The organism is Pseudochelatococcus lubricantis, assembly GCF_011762225.1.
GTDB lineage: Bacteria > Pseudomonadota > Alphaproteobacteria > Rhizobiales > Beijerinckiaceae > Pseudochelatococcus > Pseudochelatococcus lubricantis.
Map to the genome: position 1 here is coordinate 200803 of NZ_JAASQI010000006.1, position 22789 is coordinate 223591.

The window sequence follows — 22789 nt, forward strand, 5'->3', positions numbered from 1 at the left end:
ATCCGGAAAACCGGGCAAGGAAAGATATTTTATACTCAAAGCATCGGCGGGGATCGAGAGCCGTCAGATGCGGGCGGGTGAGTGCACAAACTGCTTGTCAGCCGTCGACGCGCACTATAAATTTAAGCTTAAACAATATGACGGGAACATCTTTTATATCGGGATATAACGGGGAGGCAGCCGCCTATGGCTTCGGAACGCCCTCTTGCCCGCTATGCACGCTTCAGCACCACGGTCGTGGATGAAGCCCGGGAGCAGGTTGCAAAGGTTTACTGCGATCATCGTCTTGACCTTCTCGGTGGCGCACGCCGGCTCGGTGCCTGGCAGAACATGGCGCGCCTGGGTTCGATGAGCGTCGGCGCGATGAGCTACGGCGCCGACGTGGAGATCGCCCCCGGCCGGCTCGGGGATTTCTATCTCCTGATGCTGCCCTATGCCGGCGCGGCAGACATTCAGCACGGCCGGCGGCAGGCAGTTGCGACAAGCCATTGCGGCACTTTGCTCAATCCCGACGATCCAACGCGCATGCGCTGGTCCGCGGATTGCGACAAGCTCATGGTGCGCATCGACCGGCAGGCGCTGGAGCGGCAGCTCTCCGGCATGTTGGGCGGCGCCCCGGCCAGGGGCATCTCCTTCGATCTCGCCATGCCGCTGCGCGGCGCGATGGCGCGGTGGTGGCGCACCGTCGGCCTGCTGGCCGAGGATCTCGATGCATCGCCGCATGGCCGTGCCTCCCTCGCTGTCAGCCTGTACGAATCCCTGCTGCTCGTGAGCTTGCTGGAGCACCAGCCCAGCAATTACAGTGATCGCCTTTCCGCCCGCTGCGCCGGCATCGCGCCGCGCCACGTACGCAACGTCGAGGCCTATATCGAGGCCAATGCCGACAAGCCCCTCACCATCGACGACCTCGTGGCCGTCAGCGGCGTGAGCAGCCGCGCGCTGTTTGAGGGCTTCCGCCGCTTTCGCGGCGTCTCGCCTCTCGCCTACGTTCGCACGGTGCGCATGCGTATGGTGCGTGAACGGCTGCTCAATCCGCAGGACGGCGACACCGTCACCGCCGTCGCCACCGACTGGGGCTTCTACCAGCTCGGCCGCTTCGCCGCGCAATACCGGCAGATGTTCGGCGAAACGCCGTCCCAGACCTTGCGCCGGTGCTGACACGGACCGCCGGCGGCGGGATCAGCGCACGCTGCCGCTGCCGCCGGTCAGTTCCGCGATGGCCTGGCCCGCGCCTTCCGGTCCCAGCGCCGTGTAGCCGCCGTCCACCTTGAGTTCGGAGCCGGTGGTGAAGCTTGCCTCGTCCGACAGCAGGAACAGCACGCCCGCCGCCACTTCGGCGCCGCGGCCGACCCGCCCGAGCACGTGATACTTCCCGCCCACGCGGTCGGCCTTTTCCTGATCGTTGCCGGACAGGCCGGCGATGGGATCGCTCCATATCCAGCCCGCGATCACGGTGTTGGCGCGGATACCGTCCTTCGCGTAATCCAGCGCCTGCGAACGGGTGAGATGCAGGATCGCGGCCTTGGAAACCGGATAGGTCCAGCGGCCGGATTGCGCCGCGTATGCGCTGATCGATGAGATGTTGACGATGGCGCCCCTCGTCTTGGCCAGATGCGGCCGTGCCTTTTCGCTCAGCAGTGCGCTTGAGACGACGTTCGTATTGAGTGTGTTGAGCCACGACTCGCGGCTGCTCGCCGCGCCGTCGTCGTCATAGACAGCCGCGTTGTTGACGACGAAATCCAGCCGTCCGAGCGCGACGGCTGCGGCCACCAGCGCATCGAGGTCCTCGTCCCTGCGGATGTCGGCCGCGACATAGCGCACCTTGTCGCCCAGTTCGCGGGCGATGGCCTCGCCGGCTTCCTTGCCGCGCGCGCCGATGACCACTGTCACGCCGGCCGCGGCCAGCGCCTTTGTGATGTCCAGCCCGATGCTGGCCGCGCCGCCGGTGACGATGGCGACTTTTCCGTTCAAGCCTGACATTGGCATGCTTCCCCTGAATTCTGATTGTTGCGTGTCATTATGGCCGTCCCGTCATGCTGCCTGCTCCAGGAATGCATCGGCGGCATGCGGATCGGCAATGATGGGGAAAAAGGTGCGCGGGTCGTTGAAGCCGTTCACGAACCAGTGCGCCACGCGCGGGTCGTGCTGGGCGGCGCCGAGCAGCTTCTGCAGATTGTCCGTGGGCGGCAGCAGGGTGCCGTTCGTCCACTCTACCACGAACCGTGCGTAATCCCAGTAGCGCTCGAAGGCGCCCTGCATGAAGGCGGCGTCGAACGGCCGGTCGCCGTGGTCGAGGATCGCCGCGAGGTAGGCGGCAGCGGCATGGCTGGCGTTGTTCGATCCCTGCCCGGTGATGGGATCGTTGAGGCACACGGAATCGCCCATGCCGAGCGCGAGCCCGCCGCACGGCAACGTCAGGACCGGCCTGCGCACGGTCGGCGGGAAACGGCCGGCGAGAACGCCGAGGTCGTCCGTCAGCACGCAGTCCTTGCTGCGTTCGTATTCGCCCGGCACGAACTCCCGGAGGATGCGCAGGCTTTCCGCGAGATGTTCCTGCGGGCTCCCGACGCTGGCCCAGTCGTCCATCGGCCCGCCGATGGCGCCCTCGAAGACCATGATCTCACAGGCGCCGCTCAGAGTAAGCGCGGGGAAGACGAAGTATTCGCCGATGCCGGGCATGAAGTTGAAGTTGACGGCCGTATGCTCCTGGCGCGGGCGCATGCCGTGCACGTAGGTCAGCGCGAGCGATCGTTGCGGCTTGTCGAAGCGCGAGCGGGTATCGTCCCGCTGGAACAGCTTGCCGATCTCGCCCTTGCCGGAGGCGACGATCACGAGGTCGCTTTCCTTGTGCAGCGCCTCCAGTTCGGGAATGCCGACGTCGGCGATGCGCAGTTCCCCGCCCGCCGCGACGAATGCGTCCATCCAGCGGGGCATCTTGAGCCGCTGGTCGATGGCCTGCGCCGGGGCATTCAGCCGGGACGACCACTTCATGACGTTTCCGCCGCCGGGGCCGAGCAGGGCGAACTGGATACCTTCGACCGGCACCTCGCCGTCCCAGAAATCGAGGCCGATGTCGCGCTCGTTCTGCAGCGCGCGGTCGAACATGCATTGGCTGGAAGTGACACGTCCGTTGCGGATCTGCTCGCCGGTCTGGTTGGAGGTAATCACCACCTCGTAGCCGTGTTTGAGCAGCCCGACGCCGAGCTGCAGTCCGGCCTGGCCCGCGCCGACGATAGCGATTTTCGACATTTCTTCCTCTCTGTTATGGTTCTCAGTCATAAGAAAGTGAAAAATAGTACCGTTAGAGACTATGCGGGGAGCGCGGCGGCTGTGCAAAAATTGCGGAATATTGCGATGATCCTGCGCTGCGGCCGCGACATCTGTCCGGAGGTGTCGGCCGGACATGCCGCGCAAAAGCATGCGGCGCCCGGTGTCGCCCGGGCGCCGTTCGTCTGCAGCCGTTGATGACCGTGGCGCGCTATTCGAAGTGGTGGACGTAGCGCAGCACGTATCGTTGTCCTTCCGGCCGGTTGCGCGCGGCAAACTCGTGGTAACCGTTGACGAACAGGAAGTTGTTCTTGTCGAAGCCGTAGACCGCGCCGGGGCCCAGCGCCCATACGCGCTCCTTGCTGCCGGGTTGGCTCAGGCCGTTCACCCGCGTGTTCGTGGTCTGCTGGAGCCAGTAGCCGTTGAGCCCGACCCGCAGCTTCTCCGTCACCGCGTATTCGGTGGCGAAGTTCGCGTGCACGGCCTGCCCGGCGCGCGTGTTGACCGTGCCGATGCCGTGGGACAGCGCCGGATCGGTGTTGGTGTCGTTCCACAGGTAGTGCAGCCGGGCGGAAACCGTCCATTTCGGCGTGATGAAGAACGTGCCGGCGATATAGGGATTGAAGGACCAGAAGTTCGCCCCCGGATTGACCGCCGCGGCCCTGTCGTAGTGTCCTGTCGGCGCGATGAACTGGGCCTCGATGCGGGCAACGAAGCGCGGGCCGTTCGCGCCCATGATCGGGTCGAACTGGTAGAACGGGCCGATGACGATGTCCGCCATCCCCCGTTCCGCCCGGAGCGCCGCTCCGCCGAGGCCGTCGTCGGCGTCCGCTCCCAGCACATAGGGGACGAGGAGGCTGACGCCGAACGCGCCCGGTCCGAGCTTCGCCGGGGAAAGATACATGAACTGCGTTATGCCCGCGAAGATCGAAACATCCTGCTTGGGGAGCGCGAGGCGGTTGCCCTGGCTGTCGGTGAGCCTGTTCGCCGTGTAGTACTGGAAGTACTGTGCCGCGTACCAGCCCGGTCCCGAGGGCGGTGCGCCGTCCAGAAAACTGGTCAGGCCGAGGTTGACGGTCGGCAGATCGTTGGCACGAAGCTCGGGAACCGCAAGAACCGAAAAAGCGCAGGTCAGGCCTATGCAAAGCCGGCGGCGGAACTTCCCCAAGGACCCTGCTTTGCTTGCCTCGCGCCTGAAATCCAATAGCATGTTTGCCCCTCTGGTCGTTGATATTGAGATAGTCGGCGGTGAAAATCTTGAATCAGCCCAGGCTGTGCCAGCGCCGGTCGAGATAGACGAGTGCATCGATATCGGCGCTCTCCGTCGCACAGGCCACGTTTCCCTCCAGCAGAGTGGCGGTGACGAGCGTTGCGCCCTCGACGGGCGTCGTGCCCGTCAATCGGGCGCGGAACCAGGTTTCGACGCTGCGGTAGCGCGGCTCCCCGGTGGGCAGGCGCTCCCAGTCGATCCCGGAGCCGAAGCGGTCGGCGCCGCTGCTGGCGCAGAGGCGGGCCAGTTCCTGATCGGCATAGCGCAGGAAGTGAACGACGATCGTCTCCGCTTTCACGATCGCCTCCGAGGCGCGCGACGAGGAGGACAGCGAAAAGGCGACCACCGGCGGCGCGGCGCAGACCGAAATCAGCGAACTGACGGTCAGCGCGACGGGTCCGTTCTCCGTGTCGGCGGTGATGATCGCCACGCCCGCCGGGTGGCGGCGGAAAGCGTCGCGGAAGGCGTTTGTCATCGGACGTGTCTGGGTCATCGTGGACATTCCTGATCCTGCGTTTCCTGATCCTGCATCGGCCCGTAGCCCTCTCCGAGGATGCCGGCAGGGGCCTGATGGCGGCCGGCGACGAAATCCGCCAGATCCCGGCGAACCTCGGCGCTCAGCCGTTCGAAATCGTCTGCGCGCCAGCCGTGGAGCATCGGCGCGTCGTGCCAGTCGCCGGCGTTGCCGAACTGGAACGGCAGATCGAGGCAATGCGCCGCGCCCAGCTCCGGCAGACCCGCCAGCGCCGCAAATGCGCGCCATGTCACTGTGCAGCCCCGTTTTCGGGCCGATGCGGCAATGTCTTGCGCGAACCGGCCGAACGTCTGCCACGACGCGAGCGCGATGGTCTCGGTCCGATCCGCCGGCCAAGTGGCGGGAGAGGGCGGACAGGCCGGCTGTGCCGGGGTCTGAAGACTGCGCAGGGCGCGAAGGGTGGCGGTTGCCTCGGCCGAGCCGGAGGGGTGGGGTGGCAGGAAAACCGACATTTCGTGCCACGTGATCCGCACATGGAGTGCGCGGACATGCAGCGGCCTGTCCGCGCCGGCATCCTCCGTGGGCCAGACGGGCAGATACATCGGCGGGATCGCTCCCGGATTTTGCGGCGTCCGCGCCAGAACCTCTCCACCGACCCGCAGCAGCGCTTCTGAAGCCGTCTCGTCCGCCCGCCCGGGGAAGCCAGTGGCCTCGGCCACCTTTCCGGTAAAGGCGTGACGGTATGCGGGAGTCCACGGCGTGATCTGCGGGATGCTCAACAGCGCGGCCTGCCGGAACAGCCCCCGCGCCGCCGGCAGGCCGGCCAGCGCCCACGCATACCAGGCGCCGGCCGACTGGCCGGCAAGGGTTACCCTGTCCGGATCGCCGCCGAAGTCCCGGATACATCGCTGCACCCATTCCAGTGCGGCGAGCAGATCGCCGATCGGGCGATGGCCGTCGCCCTGCCCCTTGTCCTCAAGATGCCCCGCCGGACCAAGGCGATAATTCAGGGTGACGACGACCATCCCGCCGGCCGCCAGTCGTTCGCCGCGATACCAGCGCGCCGCGCCGCCGCCGCTGACCCAGGCGCCGCCGTGGAGGAACACCAGCACGGGCAGGCCGTCTGCCCCTTCCGGAGTCCAGACATTGAGATAGAACGCCTCATCACGCTGCGGGTTCTCGCGGATGCCCGGCCCCATCGCCCGCTCCAGCCGGCTGGGCAACTGCGGAAAGACCGGCACGCCGGTCAGTTCCGCCGTTTCGAACTGGCCTTCCGCGGGCGTGACCGGGGAACGGGGATTGCCGGGTCGCGACAACCGCCCATATCTGAGGCCGTAATAGCACTCGACGCCGTTTCGCAGCACACCCCGGGCAGTTCCGCGCCGAAGGCTGTGTCGGCCGTCATTCTCCGCAAGGTTCGGCATCGGCCGCTCCTGAAGCAGTTTCAGCAAAAGTGGACGCCGCTCTCGCGCCCGGAGTTGCATCGCAAAAATGGTCTAGACCAGCGGTGTCGGCGGAGCCACGCCAAGGATCGCCGCGCCGCCGATCTCGTAGCAGAGCGGGCTCGCGGCGATGGCATGGCGCACGCCCGTGTTCACGTCGCGCCACAGGCGGCCAAGGGGGTTGGCCTCGGCGAAAAGCGCGGTGCCGTGCAGCCAGGCGATGTCGTTCATCGCATCGGCGAGATTGTGAGTGGCATGGGCACAGCAATTGCGGATCATGGCCCGGTCCTGAAGCGACAGCGGTGTCGTTCCCTGTGCGGCGGCGTCGATGGTGTCGGCGGCGCGCTGCAGGAACATCTCCGCGGTGTCGATTTTCGCCCCTGCCGCGCCAATGCCCTGAACGAACGCGCCGGAGGTGTTCTGCGGCTGGTACTTCGAATAGGTCACAGGCCGTCTCGACGATGCCTGCGCCGTCAGTTCGAGCGCTGCTCTCGCCGCGCCGAGCGGACCCGAGATGATGACCGTCGGAAACATCGAGACCGGCGCGAGCCTCTGCAGGAAATGCGAATCCGCCGCCGCCTCGAAGCCCGGGCCGAGCAGGGTCTCTGCCCGCACCACCTGATCCGCCGGGACCCATTGATCCCGGGCGACGAAATTGTTGCTGCCGGTGCCGCGCATCCCGATCGTGAACCACGTATCCTTGATATCGTACTGATCCCTGTGCAGCAGCACGTAGCCGGGCTCCTGCGGCGCATCCGGGCTCTCGCGGATCTGGACGACGCCGATGGCCCATTCCGAATTCAGGATGTTGGAGCCGAACGGCCACTCGCCCGTGACGCGATAGCCGTCGCGGTCGCGCACCGCGGTATTGCTCGATCCGACGATGACCGAGGCCATGCGCACCGGCCTGCCGTCGCAGAAAACCCGGTCGCGCAACGATTGCGGAAAACGCAGCGTCAGAAGCGACGAGACACTGGAGATGACCGCGATCCAGGCCGCGTTGGTGCAGTATTGGCCGATGGCGCTCGCTACGTCGAGCAGCATCCGCGCGCCGCCTTCCTGCCCGCCGTTTTGCGCCAGCGTATTGATGCCGAAGACTCCCGTCGTCTCAAGTGCCGCGAGCGAGGCATCGGGAACGCGCCGCTCCCGGTCGGCCTGCGCCGCGTTTTCGTGCAGGATGGGGCCGATCTCGTGCACGCGGGCAATGATCTGGCTTGTCTGTTCGTTCTTGTAAGCGCTCGACATCCTGTTCCCCTCAGAAACCGAAGGCCTTGTTGACGGCGGCAAGATCCATGACCTCGCGCACCTCGACAACCTTGCCCCCACGCACCGTCATCACGTCGACGATCTCAAGTTTCACCGTATTGCCGTTCCGCAACGTGGCGGATTCCTCCAGTTGCAGGATGCCGACGCCCTTTTCCTCGTCGGCATAGAGCCCCTTCAACTGCATATCGAGTGTGCCCGGCCAGAAGGCCTGCGCCAGCCCGTCGAGCAATTCGCCGAAGAATCCGTCCCAGCCCCGATATGTTTTCGCGATCGGGCTGGTTCCTCCCACCACGGTCCAGATCAGATCTTCCGAGACGATTTGCTTCAGCGCGGCGCGGTCACCGGCACTGTGACCTTTCCAGAAGGCCTCGACCGTCTCCCTCACGCTCATCATACGCTCTCCTCATCGATTTTTATTTCCGCAAGGCATGCGGGGGCGGTACCCGGCCATGAGGCCGGACCCGTATCAATGTGTTGTTCTTTTTGGAAGCGGTCGCGGTGCCCTCGCGGGGCGTCCTGCCCGAACGTGGCTCAGACGAACTGGATTTCGTGCTCGGCACCCAGCCGGACGACCTCGGCTGGATCGCTCAATCCGCTAATCGCGATCATGTAGTCATACATCCGGCCGGTCGGGGAAACGACGACCAGCGCCCGTGCCAGCGCGTCCGAGCGGTTGTAGAGCGCGTGCGCGATACCCATCGGCAGGGAGACTGTGTCCCCGGCGCCGGCGTTGATGGTGCGGCCCTCCAGCTCGAATTCCATCACACCTTCGAGAATATGGAGGATCTCGTCCTGCGTCTCGTGGACATGCGTCGGCACGAAGCTGCCCGGCCCGAATTCCGCATGCATGAGCAGCGACGACGGCGTCAGATGCAGAGGCCGGTAGGGTTGGCCCAGAATGGTCCACTTCTGGCCCTTGAAGCTGTCGCCGCCGGCAACGATGCCTTTGCTGAAATCCATGATATTGCTCCCGTTTTCGATAGAAAGCCCCGATCGGGTGCCAACTGTGGCGTGAAACGCACGGCTGCGCCGGCGTCGCGAATTGCCCGAGGCAATTCCCCGATATTTCAAGCTGAAACCTTTATCCCCTTGACGAACGTCTCGTGCGGACGTTTTTATATGGTTTAAGCTGAAACTATATGCTCCCGGTCGTCTATCCGCTCGCTGCAGGGAATGTACGAATTATGCGGGAAAACACCTCAACACCCCACGGCACGCATGCAACGCCGATCGCCCGCCATCTCCTTTTCCAAACCACGGATATCGACGAGGCGCGTGAGAGGGTGGGCAGTGTGTTCTGCTGCCATAATATCGCTTACGCCGGCCGAAGGCGGCAGCTTTCGTGCAGGCAGAATTTCGTTTCCATGGGCCGGCTGGCGCTGAGCTACATCACCTATGGCGAAGACGTGGAGATCGACGCCGGGGAGCCGGGAGGCTGGTTCATGGTGCATTCCATCGACCGCAGCTCCTGCGAAATGCGGGTGGGCGGGCGGGATCTCGTTGCGGCACCCGGCATGGATGTCATCAGTTCCGCGACGCTGGGGCTGAAGATGAAATGGGCGGCCGCCTCCGCCCAGCTCGTCCTCAAGGTCGAGCGCCCGGCGCTGGAACAGCATCTGGCGTCGCTGCTGAACGACAGCGCGAGGTATCCAATCGAGTTCCTGCCCGATCCGGCGACCGGTGCGGGACGGGATCCCGGCTATCGGCGGCTGCTCGACTTCATCACCGCGGAAGCCGAGCAGGACGATACCTTCTTCCGGTCGCAGCGGGGCGGGCGGCATCTGGAAGAAACGATCATGACCATGCTGCTGACCGGGTTTCCGAACAACTACTCGGCCGCGCTGGCGGCACCGGTCAGCCCGGCCGCGCCGCGGCACGTCCGTCTGGCCGAGGACTTCATGGCCGCGCATATGGGGGATGCGATTTCCGTGGGTGACGTCGCCGCCGCCGCCGGCGTGAGCATCCGCACGCTGTTCGAGGGGTTCCGGCATTTCCGCGGTACGACGCCCATGGCGGCGCTGCGGGCCATGCGGCTGGAAGCGGTGCGGGGCGAGCTGCTGGTTGCGGCGGGCAGGGCCACGTCCGTCACCGACATCGCCCTGAAATGGGGGTTCATCAACCTCGGCCGGTTCGCCGAAGCCTATCGGAAACGCTACGGCGAACTGCCGTCGCAGACTCTGCGGCGCGTTTCCTAAAGCGAATTCTGATCGATCAGATGGAATAGAACAGTTTGCATTTTTCCTGTGACGCCGGACGCAGTCGACACGGATTGCACTGTCGAGGATCGGCAGCGCAACAGGTGGCCAAAATCACCAGCCAGCCGATCCCGCGAGGTTTCGTCAGGAGTTCTGATGTGCCTGCGGATCGCCGCCGCCCGCTACTCCCTCGCCGGTTGTCTGAAGAACTCGCGCGGTTCCCCCGCCAGCGAGAGCAGCCAGTCGACGAAATGCCGCGTCGGCGTGGCGACCGACTTGACGGTGGGCCAGACCAGATAGAAGGAGGAACCAGTCTTGACGGGCGTCATGAACGGGCGCACGAGGCGGCCGGAGTCCAGTTCGTCCTGCAGGATGTCGATCTGGCCGATGGCGAGGCCAAGGCCATCCCGCGCCGCGCCATAGGCGAGGAGCGAGCTTTCGAAGATCATTCCGGGCTCGTCTGGCAGGCGCTGATCCGCCGCGTGCGCCCACAGATCCCATTCGCGGCGGCGGTACTTGGCATGCAGCAGCGCCGCGTGCGCCAGATCCGCTCCGGACCGGAACCCGTTGAACCGCTCGGCATAGGCAGGGCTGCAGACGACGTCGATCGTCTCGTCGAACAGCTTGCGGCAGCGCGCGTCGCCCCACTCCCCCTGACCGAGCTGGAACGCCAGATCCAGATGAGTGCCGCGGAAATCCAGCGGCTGCACGGTCGTGTCCAGGCGCACGGAATGGCCGGGATAGGCGTCGTAGAAGCGGCTCAGCCGTGGCGAGAGCCAATAGTGCACCAGCGTCGGATAGATGCGCAGGTGCACGACCATCTCGCGCTCGTTGCGCAGCACGCGATGGGTGGCCATTTCCAGATCGTGGAACAGGCCGATGATCTCCCGGCTGAAGGATTTCCCGACCTCCGTCAGCTTCACAGACCGGGCCCGGCGCTCGAAAAGCTGCACGCCGAGATAGCCTTCGAGAATGGCGATCTGGCGGCTGATCGCCACCTGGCTGATGCCCATGTGGTTCGCCGCCGCCGTAAAGGTATGATACTGCGCCGCGATCGCAAAGGCCCTCAGCGGGTTCAGCGGCAGGTTGCGGTACTGTTCTGCCATAACTTTTGGTTTCCCATGCTAGACCACAAGCATCGTTATCGCCGCAGCCCAGTTCGGTCAAACTGAGTTTGATCGGTGCGGAAGGGGCTGAGGAAACAGATGGATTTCAAACTTACCGAAGGGCAGCAGATTTTTTTCGATTCTGTCCGCAAGTTCGCCTTGTCCGAGCTGGCCGAAGGGGCATCGCAGCGTGCGCAGGCCAGGGAATATCCGTGGGACGTGGCGCAGAGATGCGCGGACATGGGGCTGCTGGGGATCGCCTTTCCCGAGGCCGATGGCGGAGCCGGCGGCTCGCTGGTCGACTCCGTGCTGGCCATTCGCGCCGTGGCCGAGGTCTGCCCGAAATCGGGTGACGTGATTCAGGCCTGCAATTTCGGCCCCATCCGCACTTTCGTGGAATATGCGACGCCGGAACAGAAGAGGCGCTTCCTGCCGGCGCTTCTTTCCGGCAAGGCGCTGATCTCGCTGGGCATGTCGGAGCCGGAAGCCGGTTCGGCGGTCACCGAGCTGACCACCTCGCTGACACCGGACGGCGACGGCTGGCGTCTGAACGGATCGAAGATTTTCGGCACCAACAGCGTCGAGGCCGGCGTCTATCTTGTCTATGCCCGTTTTGGGCCGGGCACGCACGGCATCGGCTCGGTTCTGGTCGAGCGCGGTATGGAAGGCTTCATCATCGGCAACCCGTCGGAGTTCATGAACGGGGAATCCTGGTCGCCTCTGTTCTTTGACAACGTGTTCATTCCGAAGGAAAATATCCTGCTGGGCGAGGGCGGCTTCAAGAAACAGATATCGGGCTTCAATGTCGAGCGGCTGGGCAATTCTGCGCGGGCGGTGGCGGTCGGGCGCCACGCCTTCAATCTGGCGCGCGACCATGCGCTGGTGCGCAAGCAGTTCGGCCGGCCGCTGGCGGAGTTCCAGGGGCTGCAATGGAAATTCGCGGATATGGAGCTGAAGCTGTCTGCGGCGGAGTTGCTGTTGATGCGCGCGGCCGTCAACGCAGCCGATGCGCCGGACGGCCTGCCCTCGGCGCAGGACACCGCGCTGGCCAAGCTGGCGTGCAACGAGGCCGGGTTCTTCGCCGCGAACGAGGCCGTGCAGATCATGGGCGGGCTTGGCTTCTCCGGGGAAAGCACCGCGCAATATTGCCTGCGCCGCACGCGGGGCTGGATGATCGCGGGCGGTTCGCTGGAAATTCTGCGCAACCGCATCGCCGAGGGCATCTTCGATCGCCGCTTCGATCAGCGCGGAGGCCGCAAGTGATACGCCACGACGATGCGAGCCTGCTGAAGGCGCTGATCGCGCCCGAAAGCGTGGCGTTGGTGGGGGTTTCCGGCTCGTCGGGCAAGCTGACGGCGCGCCCGCTGGAGCTTCTGCAGGCGAACGGCTGGCAGGGACGGATCTATCCGGTCAACCCGACCCGGGACGAGATCGGCGGGCTCAAGGCGTACAAGTCCGTCCGGGAGCTTCCGGAAGGCGTCGATCACGCCTACATCCTGCTGAACGCCGATCCGGCGCTTGAGGCGCTGGAGGATTGCGCCCGCACCGGGGTGAAGGTGGTCTCGATCCTGGCCGACGGCTTTGCCGAGGCGGGAGAGGAGGGCCGCCTGCGCCAGGAGCGGCTGGTGCGCATCGCCGAGGAGGCCGGCATCCTGTTGATCGGGCCGAATTCCACCGGCGTTGTCGCCACGACACCGGGCTTCGTCTGCACCACCAACGCAGCCTTCCGCGCCGGGGGTATCACGAAGGGAAGGCTGGCCGTGCTGTCGCAAAGCGGCAGCGTGATCGGCACTATGCTCTCGCGCGGCAAGGCGCAGGACACGGGCTTTTCGGTCCTCGTATCGACCGGGAACGAGGCCACCGCCGGAGTGGGCCGGCTGGGGCAGTTGCTGCTGGACGATTCGGGCACCGACGGCTTCATCCTGTTTCTGGAGACGATCCGCGATCGCGACGCGGTGGCGGCCTTCGCGCGCGGCGCGCGGGCGCGTGGCAAGCCCGTCGTGGCCTACATGATCGGCCGCAGCGAGGAGGGGCAGGCGCTGTCTGTGTCGCATACCGGCGCGCTGACCGGCTCGGCCCGGTCGGTGTCGGCCTTCCTCGCCTCGGTCGGGGTTCGCGAGGTCGAGGCGTTCGAATCGCTGATCCCGGTGGCGCGCACCCTGTCGCAGCTCGCGCCGGTGCCGAGCCGCCCGAGGTCGGTGACGGTGGTGTCCACGACCGGCGGCGGCGGCGCGATGGTGATCGACCAGCTTGCCCTGCGCGGCGTGCCCATCGCCGGCCTCTCGGATGCCTCGCGCGCGAAACTGGCGGCGCAGGGCATTCCGCTCGGCCACGGCAAGCTGGTGGATGTGACGCTCGCCGGCACGCGCTATGACCGAATGAAGGAGGTCGTCAGCACGCTGATGGCGGACCCGGAAACCGGCATGCTGCTGGTGGTCATCGGCTCCTCCGCACAGTTCAATCCCGAGCTTGCCGTGGCGCCCATCGTCGATGCCCGTGCCGATGCGCCGGCAGGCGCGGCTCCGGTGCTGGCGTTTCCGCTCCCTCACGCGCCGGAAAGCCTGACGATGCTGGAGGCAGGCGGCGTGCCCGCGTTTCGCACCGTGGAAACCTGTGCCGAGGCGATCGCGGCGCTGTTCGCCCCGGTCCCCGACGTCGAGCCCGTGGCGGCGGCGCTCCCCGCCGAGGCCGAGGCGCTGATCGCCGTGCTCGTCCCCGGCACGCAGGGCGAGACAACCTCGGCCCGGGTGATGCGGGCGCTGGGTGTGCCCGGCCCGCTGTCGGTGGTGCTGGCCCCGCACGCCGAACTGCCGGCCGATCTGGGCATTCCATATCCGGTGGTGGCGAAACTGGTTTCGGCCGATTTGCCGCATAAGACCGAGGCCGGCGCGATCCGCGTCGGGGTGACGGACCGCGCGGCTCTGATGCGGGCGATTGCCGACATGAAGGCCTCGGCGGAGGCGCACCGTCCCGGCTTCCGGCTTGAGGGCATCCTGATTCAGGAGATGTGCCAGGGCCTTGGCGAGGCTCTAATCGGCCTGACGCGCGATCCGGTGGCCGGCCCGATGGTGACGGTCGCCATGGGCGGCGTGATGACCGAAATCTACCGCGACAGCGCCGTGCATCCCGCGCCCGTCGACATCGACGCAGCCCGCGCGATGATCGCCCAGGTCAAGGGGTTCGCGCTGCTGTCGGGCTATCGCAACCGGCCGAAGGGCGATCTTGAAGCCCTCGCCCACGCGGTCGCTGCCGTATCCGCACTCGCCGGCGCCGCAAGGATTCAGGAGGCCGAGATCAATCCGATCCTCGTGCGTCCCGAGGGGGAAGGCGTCGTGATGCTCGATGCGCTCCTGTCCGTAGTCACTGACGGCCTTTAGAATCTGTCCTGTTTACGTTGATACAGGACAGATTCCAGGTTCCCTATTTTAAGCGAATTCTGATTGGAGCGCGTCTTAGGCCAGAACCGCCACCTTGCTCTATCTCTTTGCCTTTTCGTCGGATTTATCCGGGAAACGCCGCTCGTTCCCCGGTCCGGCGCAGGATGCACGGGCTGCGTGAGAAGGGGGAGCCGAGGGGTACGGCGTCGTCAAAAAATAAAACGGGAGGGTAGGTAATGTCCGTCAAGGATGTTCGCGATGTCATCGGCGGTGCGCTGCTGATCGCGGTCGGCATCGCAGCCGCGATCGCCGCATCGGGATATGGCATAGGCAACGCCAGAAACATAGGACCGGGCTTCTTTCCAGTCATCCTCGCCGGGCTTCTGGTGCTGACCGGCTGCGGGATCGTCGTTTCCGCCGTGGATTTCAAGGGAGGCGTCTCCCCGGCACCGCCGATCCGGCTGGATGCGTGGCATCTGTGGTGCCTTGTGGTGGTTGCGGGCGGCTTCGTGTTGTTCGGCCTGCTGCTGCCGGTGGCCGGACTCTTCCTGACATGTCTTGTCAGCATCGCTGCGGTCGGGGCCGGGTCGCGGCTGCTGACGCCGGTGGGGGCGCTGGCAACCGCGGTCGTGCTGGCGGCGATCGCGGTGGTCCTGTTCCGCTACCTTCTGGATCTGCAGGTGCAAGCCTGGCCCTGGGGAGGTTGACGGGTCATGTGGGACAATATCATCCTCGGTTTTTCCGCGGCGGGAACGCTGGCCAATCTGGCCTATGCGCTGGCCGGCGCCCTGCTGGGAACGCTGATCGGCGTGCTGCCGGGCCTTGGACCGCTCGCCACCATCGCCATCCTGCTGCCCTTCACCTATGGGCTGGAGCCGCTTTCGGCGCTGATCATGCTGGCCGGCATCTACTACGGCTCGGCCTACGGTGGCTCGACCACCGCCATCCTGATGAGCCTGCCGGGCGAGACCGCCTCCACCGTGACCGTGCTCGACGGCTACCAGATGGCGCGCAAGGGCAGGGCGGGCGTCGCCATCGCCACGGCAGCCATCGGTTCCTTCGTGGCCGGGACGTTCGGCACGCTGCTGATCGCCGCCTTTGCCGCGCCTCTGACGCGAATAGCGATCGACTTCGGCCCGAAGGACTATTTCGCGCTGATGACGCTCGGCCTCGTCGGCGCGGTCTCGCTGGCCTCCGGCACCATGCTGAAATCGGTGGCCATGGTCGTGCTGGGGCTGCTGCTGGGGCTGGCGGGCTCGGATTCCAATACAGGCGCCCTGCGCTTTACCTTCGGCTTGCAGCAGCTCTGGGACGGCGTCGACTTCATCGTGCTGGCGGTGGGCCTGTTCGCTTTCGGCGAAATCTACTCCACCCTCGCGAACCGCGATGAGCCCGATGCAAAAACCAACCCGATCAACCGTCTCTGGCCGGATCGCGAGGATTTCCGCCGCATGTTCGCGCCGATCCTGCGCGGAACCGGGATCGGCTCGCTGCTGGGCGTGCTGCCGGGGGCCGGCATCTCGATGTCCTCCTTCATCGCCTACAGCGTCGAAAAGCGCGTGTCCCGCCATCCGGAAGAATTCGGCCAAGGCGCGATCGAGGGCGTCGCAGGGCCGGAATCCGCGAACAACGCCGCCGCGCAAACCGCGTTCATCCCCACGCTGACGCTGGGTATTCCGGGCAGCCCGGTGATGGCGCTGATCCTTGGCGCGCTCATGATCCACAACATCCAGCCGGGCCCTAACGTCATGTCGTCACGGCCCGAACTGTTCTGGGGGCTGATCGCCTCGATGTGGATCGGCAACCTGATGCTCGTCCTGCTGAACCTGCCGCTGGTCGGTATCTGGGTCAAACTGCTGAGCGTGCCCTATCGGCTGCTGTTCCCCGGCATCGTCATGTTCAGCTGCATCGGCGTCTATGCGTCGGGTTTCTCCTCTTTCGACCTGTATCTGACGGCGGTTTTCGGGGTGATCGGCGTGGTTCTCAAGCTCCTCGGTTTCGAGCCCGCGCCGCTGGTGCTCGGCTTCGTCCTCGGCCCGATGCTGGAGGAGAACTTCAACCGCGCTCTGGTGCTGTCGGACGGCGACCTGCTGACCTTCGTTGACAGCCCGCTGCCGCTGGCGATGCTGGGCCTCGCGGTCTTTCTGGTCGTGCTGATGGTCATGCCCAAACTGCGGGCGAAGCGCGCGGTCATGTTCGCCGACGAATGACGGATCGGCTGTCGACAGGTTCCGGGCGCGGCAGCTTGTGGCCGCGCCCGTTTTTCTTTTCCGGCGAGGGAGCGAGAAATGAAGATGCACAGCAGCATCCGTTATTCCGGCGCGGATAGGCCCTGGCTTTTGCTGGTGCACGGCATGCTGACGAATGCGCGCCACTGGCTGCCCAACCGCGGGGGCCTCGGCCGGCATTTCAACCTTGTGCAGGTCGATCTGCCCGGCCACGGGAACAGCCCGCCGCCAGCGGAGGTTAACAGCCTGACGGCGGACAGCCTGATCGGCGGGCTCGACCGCATCCGCACGGAGCTGGGCATCGGCCGCTGGTATGTCTGCGGGCAAAGCTTCGGCGCGGGGCTGACGCTCAACTACGCGCGGCGCTATCCGGATCGGGTGGTGGCGCAGGCCTTCACCAACGCCCGGGTCGTGCTGCGGGAGAACGACAGCCCGCAGGAGCGCGCGTCCCGTCTGTCCCGGCTGGAGACGCTGCGGCGGGAAGGCGTGGCGGCCCTGCGGCGCGAGCATTTCCATCCCCGTTTCGCCAGACGCTTCCGACCCGATCTGCGCGACATGCTGTGCGCTGACGCCGAGCGCATCGATATGCCGACCTATACGCGCATCCTCGGCGAGGTGATGCCCTCGCTTTCGCTGCGGCATGTCGTGGATTCCGCGCCGAACGTGCCGACCCTCCTGGTCAACGGTCGCCACGAACGCGCCTTCCAGCCCTTTCGCGCGGAGCTGGCGGCGATCTGGCCGCGGATGCGGATCGTCGATCTGGACGGAGGCCATTCGATCAATATCGAGAACCCGGAAGGCTTCAACGCCGCATTGATCGATTTCTTCACGGGGCATGCGATATTCGCTGAAGGTCCCAATGTAGCATAACAAAGAGTTAGGCATGGGTGACCGGAGCCAAGTTGAGCGTTTGCCTTAAACGCATTTAACTCTGGAGTCACGAGGAGCGGGCGAAGCCCTGAAGAGGCCGGCGCCCGCCGGGGGGAAACATGAATACGATCGAAAGGTCGCCGCTGCGGCGGTGGCAGGACCATTTACGTGCCGGCGAACTGGCCTATCAGTTCAGCCCGGATGCCGGCAGGGCGGTGTTCTATCCGCGTCTGGCATGCCCCTTCGGCGGCATCGCGCCTCTTGAATGGCGCATCAGCGGGGGGCTGGGCACCGTCTATTCCATTTCGTGCGTCCATCCGGCGAAGGGCGATCCCTATCCGGTGGCGCTGATCGATCTGGACGAAGGTTTCCGCATGATGTCGACCGTCGAAGGCGCCAGCGGCGATCCGGCCGAGATTGGCCGGCGCGTGCGTGTGACCTTTCGTCCGGCGGAGAGCGCGGACGATCTCCCCCTGCCGGTTTTCGTCTGGGAGGGCATGCAATGAACGCAGTTCCGAAACGGGGCGGCAGCGCCATCGTCGGCGTCGCCGAGAGCGATCTCGGCGTGGTGGCGGAGGGTACGACGCCGCTCGATCTGATGGCGCAGGCCGTGCTGGCCGCGCTCGCTGACTGCGGGCTGGCGCTGCGCGACGTCGACGGCGTTTTCTGTGCCGCGAGCCAGCTCCGGATGCCGACGATCTCCCTGTGCGAATACATGGGCATCCGTCCGCGCTACTTCGATTCCAGCTACATCGGCGGAGCGTCGTTCCAGAGCCTCGCGGCCCATGCGGCGCTGGCGCTTGAGGCGGGGCTGTGCAACGTCGCGGTGATTGCCTATGGCTCGACCCAGCGCAGCGCACGGGGCAAGTTCACGCCGCAGCGCGACATCAACGACTACGACGGGCTATACAATCCGCGCCTGCCCGTCACCGGCTATGCGCTGGCGGCGGCCCGTCACATGCGTCTCTATGGCACCACCCGCGGCGACCTCGCCGACATCGCGCTCGCGGCCCGCGGCTGGGCGCAGCTGAACCCGCGCGCCTTCGACCGCCGCCCGCTGACGCGCGAGGACGTGCTGAACGCGCCGATGGTGTCATCGCCTTTGGGCGTCAGGGACTGCTGCCTCGTCACGGACGGCGGCGCGGCGGTGGTCATGGTGCGGGCCGACATGGCGCGCGGCCTGCGCAAGGCGCCGGTTTACCTGCTCGGCGCGGGCGAGGCCGAGGAACACCATTCCATCAGCCAGATGGCTGAGCTGACCGAGACCGGCGTGGCGCGCTCCGGTGCGCAGGCCTATGCCGTGGCGGGACTGGCGGCGAAGGACATCGACGTGGTGCAGGTCTATGACGCCTTCACGGTCACCACGCTTCTGTTTCTGGAGGATCTGGGCTTCTGTCCCAAGGGAGAGGGCGGGCGCTTCGTGCGGGATGGCGCCATCGCGCCCGGCGGCAGGCTGCCGGTGAATACCTCGGGCGGGGGATTGTCCTACTGCCATCCCGGCATGTTCGGCCTCTTCACCATGGTCGAGGCCGCCCGGCAGCTTCGCGGCGAATGCGGCGACCGTCAGGTCGCCGGTGCCGAAACCGCCATCTCCCACGGCAACGGCGGCGTTCTGGCCGGGCAGGCCACGCTGATCCTCGGCAACTCTTCAACCCTCTGACGGAACGGACAAGCTATGACCGTGAAACTGCTGCAAGACAAAGTCATCCTCGTGACCGGCGCGGGCCGGGGGGTAGGGCGCGAAATCGCCCTGTGCGCCGCCCGCAACGGCGCGAAGGTGGTCGTCAACGACCTCGGCGCCTCGTTGGCCGGCGAGGGGCAGGACGCCAGCCCGGCGCAGGAAGTGGTGGATCTGATCCGCGCCGACGGCGGCGAGGGCGTGATCAACGGCGACAGCGTCGCCACCGCCGAGGGCGCGAAGCGCATGGTCGACGACGCGATCGCGAATTTCGGCCGGATCGATGGCGCCGTCCACAGCGCCGGCATCCTGCGCGACGTGATCTTCCACCGCATGACGCCGGAGGATTTCGAGGCCGTCCTGCGCGTGCACCTCTTCGGCGCCTTCAATGTTTCCCACGCCTGCGCGCCGCATTTCAAGGCGCAGGAAGGCGGCGCCTTCGTACACATGACGTCGACCTCGGGGCTGATCGGCTCCTTCGGGCAGGCCAACTACGCCGCCGCCAAGATGGGCATCGTCGGCCTCAGCCGGGCCATCTCGTTCGACATGGCGAAGTTCAGGGTGCGGTCGAACTGCATCGCGCCCCATGCCTTCAGCCGGATGATCGAGACCATTCCCGGCAAGGACCCCGAGGAGCAGGCGCGCGAGATGGAAAAGCGCCGCACGAGAACCCGTGCCGACCAGATCGCGCCGCTGGCGGCCTTCCTGTGCTCGGACGCGGCTGCGGGGATCACCGGCCAGATCTTCGGCGCGCGCGGCAACGAGGTCTATCTCTACAACCAGCCGCGCCCGATCCGCACCATGCACCGCGACGACGGCTGGACCGTGGAGGCGCTGGCCGAGCGCCTGCCGAATGCCTGGGCTTCCGCCTTCACGCCGGCGGAGCGCACCAGGGACGTCATCGGCTGGGACCCGATCTGAGAAAGGACGGCCCGATGGCCCTGAACGTCGACGCACTGGAAGCCTGGGCCTTTCCCCGGCTCGAACAGGACTATACCGACAAGGATACGATGCTTTACGCGGTATCCCTTGGCTTCGGTCAGGACCCGCTGGATCCCGCGCAATTGCCCTTCGTCTTCGAAAACGGCCTGACGGCGGTGCCCACCATGCCCGCCATCCTGTGCCATCCCGGGCGATGGACGGCCGATCCGGCGCTGGGTGTCACCCTTAGCAAGGTAGTGCACGGCGAGCAGCGGGTCTTCCTGCATCGGCCGCTGGCCCCCGTGGGGCGGCTCTACGCCCGCGCCCGCGTGGCGGCGGTCGAGGACAAGGGGGAAAAGGGCGCGGTCATTCATGCGGCCCGCACCATGTTCGACGCGCAAACCGGCGCGCCCGTGGCCTCGGTGCTGCATTCCTCCTTCTGCCGGGCGGACGGCGGCTTCGGCCGCAGCTTCGGCCCGGTTCCACGGGCTACGCCCTGCCCGGAGCGGATCTCCGATTATGAGGTGGATGTGGCGACCCGTCCGGAACAGGCGCTGATCTACCGGCTGAACAGCGACCGCAATCCGCTGCACGCCGATCCGGCCTATGCCGCCAAGGCGGGCTTCGACCGGCCGATCCTGCACGGGCTCTGCACCTACGGGCTGGCGGTACGGGCGTTGTTGCCAACCGTGGCCGACGGCGATGCCGCCGCGATCCGCTCGGTCGAGTGCCGGTTCTCGCGCCCGGTTTTCCCCGGCGAGACGGTGCGCTTCGAGATCTGGAGCGAGCGAGACCGGGCCCATTTCCGCGCCCGTGTGGAGGCGCGGAACGTCACGGTGCTGGATGCCGGCTGCGCCCTGCTGGGCGACGGTCACCCGGCCCCCGACTACGCCCTTTTGGAGGAAAGCGCATGAGTCTGCCCGAGGCCTTTCGCGGCCGGCTACGGCTGCCCGTCGTCGCGTCGCCGATGTTCCTTGTCTCAGGCCACGAACTGGTCGTGGCGCAATGCAAGGCCGGCATTCTCGGTTCTTTCCCGTCGCTGAACGCCCGGCCGGAAAGCGAGCTGCAGGTCTGGCTGACGACGATCCGGGAGGCGCTCGCGGCCCACGACGCCGCCCATCCCGAAGCCCCCGCCGCGCCCCACGCGGTGAACCTGATCTCGAACAGGTCGAACGCGCGTTTCGATCACGACGCGCAGGTCTGCATCGACAATGAGGTGCCGCTCCTGCTGACCTCGCTGTCGCCGCCCGGCGATCTGGTCAAGGCCGCGCATGGCTACGGCGGGCTGGTGTTTCATGACGTGACCACGGTGCGCCATGCCGAAAAGGCGCTGGAGCAGGGCGTCGACGGGCTGATCCTCGTCTGCAACGGCGCGGGAGGACATGCCGGCACGGCAAACCCCTTCGCCTTCTATTCCGAAGTACGGAAGTTCTACGGCGGCACCATCGTTCTGGCCGGCGCGATAGGCACCGGCGGGGCTATCCATGCCGCGCTGGGGCTTGGGGCGGACATGGTCTACATGGGCAGCCGCTTCATTCCCGCCGCCGAAAGCCGTGCCCCCGGCGACTACCGCGCCATGGTGATCGAGGCCGCCCTGAAGGACGTGATCTACACGCCCTTCTTCAGCGGGCTGCCGGCGAACTATCTGCGGCAAAGCATCGTGGCGGCGGGGCTGGATCCCGAGGAAGTCGCCGCCGCCAGCCGCGACAAGAGCCGCTACCAGGCGGGCGCCCGCTCCGGGGCCAAGGCATGGCGCGACATTCGCGGCGCGGGGCAGGGCGTGGGTCTGATCGACCGCGTCCAGCCCGTGGCGGAGATCGCCGATCAACTGGAACAGGAATGGCATGCGGCCGAGGCCGCCGACGATGCTGCCCGCGCGCTGCGGGCCGGCTGGCTGCGCACGGGAGGACGATGATGGGCCTGCATCTGGAAAAATCCGACGGCATCGGCCGTATAACCTTCGACACGCCCGGCCGCCGCAACGCGCTGTCGCCCGAGGAACGCTACGAGATGGCCGACATCGTCCGCGGCCTGCGCTACGATCCGGAGGTGCGCGTGGTGCTGATCCGCGGCGCGAACGGCGATTTCTGCGCCGGCGCCGATGTCTCACGCATGGGCAAGGATACGCAGGGCAGTGCCCGTGCAAGGATGCAGCGCGGCGTCTGCGGCGTCGCCCGAGAACTGGCGGCGCTGGAAAAGCCCGTTGTCGCGGCGGTCTCCGGCGTCGCGGTCGGCTTCGGCTGGTCGGTGGCGCTGGCCTCGGACGTGGTGATCGCCACGGAAACCGCCCGCTTCTCCATGATCTTCTCGAAGCGCGGTCTCGCGCCGGATGGCGGGGCGATCCATTTCCTGATCCGCCATATCGGCCAGCTGCGGGCCAAGGAGCTGGCCTTCTCCGGCCGCATCCTCCCCGCGCCCGAGGCGCTGGGCATGGGGCTGGTCAGCCGCGTGGTCCCGGAGAACCGGCTTGAGGCCGAGGCGGAGGACTATTGCCGCCAGCTTCTGGCGATGCCCACGCTCGCGCTCGGCATGACGCGGCATCTCTTTGAAGTGGCGACCGCGACGGATCTGGATACCTATCTGGATATCGAGGCTCATACCCAGTCTTTCCTGAACCAGAGCGAGGACTACAAGGAGGCCATCCGCGCCTTCATGGAAAAGCGCCCCGGTGTCTATCATGGCCGCTGAGGGGAA

Annotated in this window: 22 protein-coding genes; 13 read left to right on the forward strand and 9 right to left on the reverse strand. The window is 66.3% G+C overall.

Annotated elements, in window-relative coordinates; all coding sequences use genetic code 11:
- Window positions 1-186: 186 nt before the first annotated feature.
- Window positions 187-1158 (forward strand): AraC family transcriptional regulator, encoded by a 972-nt coding sequence (locus FHS82_RS13650; protein ID WP_166953725.1) that lies wholly within the window; start codon window positions 187-189, stop codon window positions 1156-1158.
- Window positions 1159-1179: 21 nt separating this feature from the next.
- On the opposite strand, the gene FHS82_RS13655 is transcribed toward FHS82_RS13650, so the two are convergent.
- The 8 genes from FHS82_RS13655 to FHS82_RS13690 all read right to left on the reverse strand — a co-directional run bounded on the left by FHS82_RS13655 (window position 1180) and on the right by FHS82_RS13690 (window position 8680).
- The gene (locus FHS82_RS13655) at window positions 1180-1980 is read right to left on the reverse strand and encodes an SDR family oxidoreductase (protein ID WP_166953727.1); all 801 of its coding nucleotides are present in this window, start codon (window positions 1978-1980) and stop codon (window positions 1180-1182) included.
- Window positions 1981-2031: 51 nt separating this feature from the next.
- Window positions 2032-3249, reverse strand: coding sequence for a styrene monooxygenase/indole monooxygenase family protein (locus FHS82_RS13660; protein ID WP_166953729.1), 1218 nt, complete (start codon window positions 3247-3249; stop codon window positions 2032-2034).
- 229 nt (window positions 3250-3478) lie between these two features.
- Complete coding sequence (locus FHS82_RS13665; protein ID WP_246225342.1) at window positions 3479-4435, reverse strand: SphA family protein; 957 nt, start codon at window positions 4433-4435, stop codon at window positions 3479-3481.
- Between the two features lie 94 nt (window positions 4436-4529).
- Complete coding sequence (locus FHS82_RS13670; protein ID WP_166953734.1) at window positions 4530-5030, reverse strand: flavin reductase family protein; 501 nt, start codon at window positions 5028-5030, stop codon at window positions 4530-4532.
- Complete coding sequence (locus FHS82_RS13675; RefSeq protein WP_166953737.1) at window positions 5027-6436, reverse strand: carboxylesterase family protein; 1410 nt, start codon at window positions 6434-6436, stop codon at window positions 5027-5029. Before FHS82_RS13675 ends, FHS82_RS13670 begins: the two co-directional genes overlap by 4 nt.
- Window positions 6437-6508: 72 nt before the next feature.
- Window positions 6509-7699 (reverse strand): acyl-CoA dehydrogenase family protein, encoded by a 1191-nt coding sequence (locus tag FHS82_RS13680; protein WP_166953739.1) that lies wholly within the window; start codon window positions 7697-7699, stop codon window positions 6509-6511.
- Between the two features lie 10 nt (window positions 7700-7709).
- Window positions 7710-8111 carry a nuclear transport factor 2 family protein gene (locus tag FHS82_RS13685; protein WP_166953741.1) on the reverse strand — a complete coding sequence of 134 codons (402 nt, stop codon included), beginning with the start codon at window positions 8109-8111 and terminating at the stop codon, window positions 7710-7712.
- A gap of 140 nt (window positions 8112-8251) precedes the next feature.
- Window positions 8252-8680 carry a cupin domain-containing protein gene (locus tag FHS82_RS13690; protein ID WP_166953743.1) on the reverse strand — a complete coding sequence of 143 codons (429 nt, stop codon included), beginning with the start codon at window positions 8678-8680 and terminating at the stop codon, window positions 8252-8254.
- Window positions 8681-8904: 224 nt separating this feature from the next.
- Between FHS82_RS13690 and FHS82_RS13695 the strand changes: the two genes are divergently transcribed.
- Complete coding sequence (locus tag FHS82_RS13695) at window positions 8905-9915, forward strand: AraC family transcriptional regulator (RefSeq protein ID WP_166953745.1); 1011 nt, start codon at window positions 8905-8907, stop codon at window positions 9913-9915.
- Between the two features lie 182 nt (window positions 9916-10097).
- On the opposite strand, the gene FHS82_RS13700 is transcribed toward FHS82_RS13695, so the two are convergent.
- Window positions 10098-11021, reverse strand: coding sequence for a LysR substrate-binding domain-containing protein (locus FHS82_RS13700; RefSeq protein ID WP_246225343.1), 924 nt, complete (start codon window positions 11019-11021; stop codon window positions 10098-10100).
- A 99-nt stretch (window positions 11022-11120) separates the two neighbouring features.
- Between FHS82_RS13700 and FHS82_RS13705 the strand changes: the two genes are divergently transcribed.
- From FHS82_RS13705 to FHS82_RS13755, 11 genes are all read left to right on the forward strand, one after another.
- Complete coding sequence (locus tag FHS82_RS13705; RefSeq protein WP_166953747.1) at window positions 11121-12284, forward strand: acyl-CoA dehydrogenase family protein; 1164 nt, start codon at window positions 11121-11123, stop codon at window positions 12282-12284.
- On the forward strand, window positions 12281-14398 hold the full coding sequence (locus FHS82_RS13710) for an acetate--CoA ligase family protein (protein WP_166953749.1): 2118 nt from the start codon (window positions 12281-12283) through the stop codon (window positions 14396-14398). Before FHS82_RS13705 ends, FHS82_RS13710 begins: the two co-directional genes overlap by 4 nt.
- A 236-nt stretch (window positions 14399-14634) precedes the next feature.
- The gene (locus FHS82_RS13715) at window positions 14635-15105 is read left to right on the forward strand and encodes a tripartite tricarboxylate transporter TctB family protein (RefSeq protein WP_166953752.1); all 471 of its coding nucleotides are present in this window, start codon (window positions 14635-14637) and stop codon (window positions 15103-15105) included.
- A 6-nt stretch (window positions 15106-15111) separates the two neighbouring features.
- Entirely contained in the window at window positions 15112-16608 is a 1497-nt protein-coding gene (locus tag FHS82_RS13720; protein ID WP_166953754.1) for a tripartite tricarboxylate transporter permease, read from the forward strand.
- A gap of 78 nt (window positions 16609-16686) precedes the next feature.
- Window positions 16687-17496, forward strand: coding sequence for an alpha/beta fold hydrolase (locus FHS82_RS13725; RefSeq protein WP_166953756.1), 810 nt, complete (start codon window positions 16687-16689; stop codon window positions 17494-17496).
- A 119-nt stretch (window positions 17497-17615) separates the two neighbouring features.
- Window positions 17616-18002, forward strand: coding sequence for a Zn-ribbon domain-containing OB-fold protein (locus FHS82_RS13730; protein ID WP_166953758.1), 387 nt, complete (start codon window positions 17616-17618; stop codon window positions 18000-18002).
- Window positions 17999-19156 (forward strand): acetyl-CoA acetyltransferase, encoded by a 1158-nt coding sequence (locus FHS82_RS13735; protein ID WP_166953760.1) that lies wholly within the window; start codon window positions 17999-18001, stop codon window positions 19154-19156. The genes FHS82_RS13730 and FHS82_RS13735 overlap by 4 nt, the downstream gene beginning before the upstream one ends.
- Window positions 19157-19171: 15 nt before the next feature.
- The gene (locus FHS82_RS13740; protein WP_166953762.1) at window positions 19172-20095 is read left to right on the forward strand and encodes an SDR family oxidoreductase; all 924 of its coding nucleotides are present in this window, start codon (window positions 19172-19174) and stop codon (window positions 20093-20095) included.
- Between the two features lie 14 nt (window positions 20096-20109).
- Window positions 20110-21009: a MaoC/PaaZ C-terminal domain-containing protein gene (locus tag FHS82_RS13745; protein WP_208394241.1), complete on the forward strand. Its 900-nt coding sequence runs from the start codon at window positions 20110-20112 to the stop codon at window positions 21007-21009.
- Window positions 21006-22010, forward strand: a complete 1005-nt coding sequence (locus FHS82_RS13750; RefSeq protein WP_166953763.1) for an NAD(P)H-dependent flavin oxidoreductase — start codon at window positions 21006-21008, stop codon at window positions 22008-22010. Before FHS82_RS13745 ends, FHS82_RS13750 begins: the two co-directional genes overlap by 4 nt.
- Window positions 22010-22783, forward strand: coding sequence for an enoyl-CoA hydratase/isomerase family protein (locus tag FHS82_RS13755; RefSeq protein ID WP_166953765.1), 774 nt, complete (start codon window positions 22010-22012; stop codon window positions 22781-22783). The genes FHS82_RS13750 and FHS82_RS13755 overlap by 1 nt, the downstream gene beginning before the upstream one ends.
- Window positions 22784-22789: the final 6 nt, after the last annotated feature.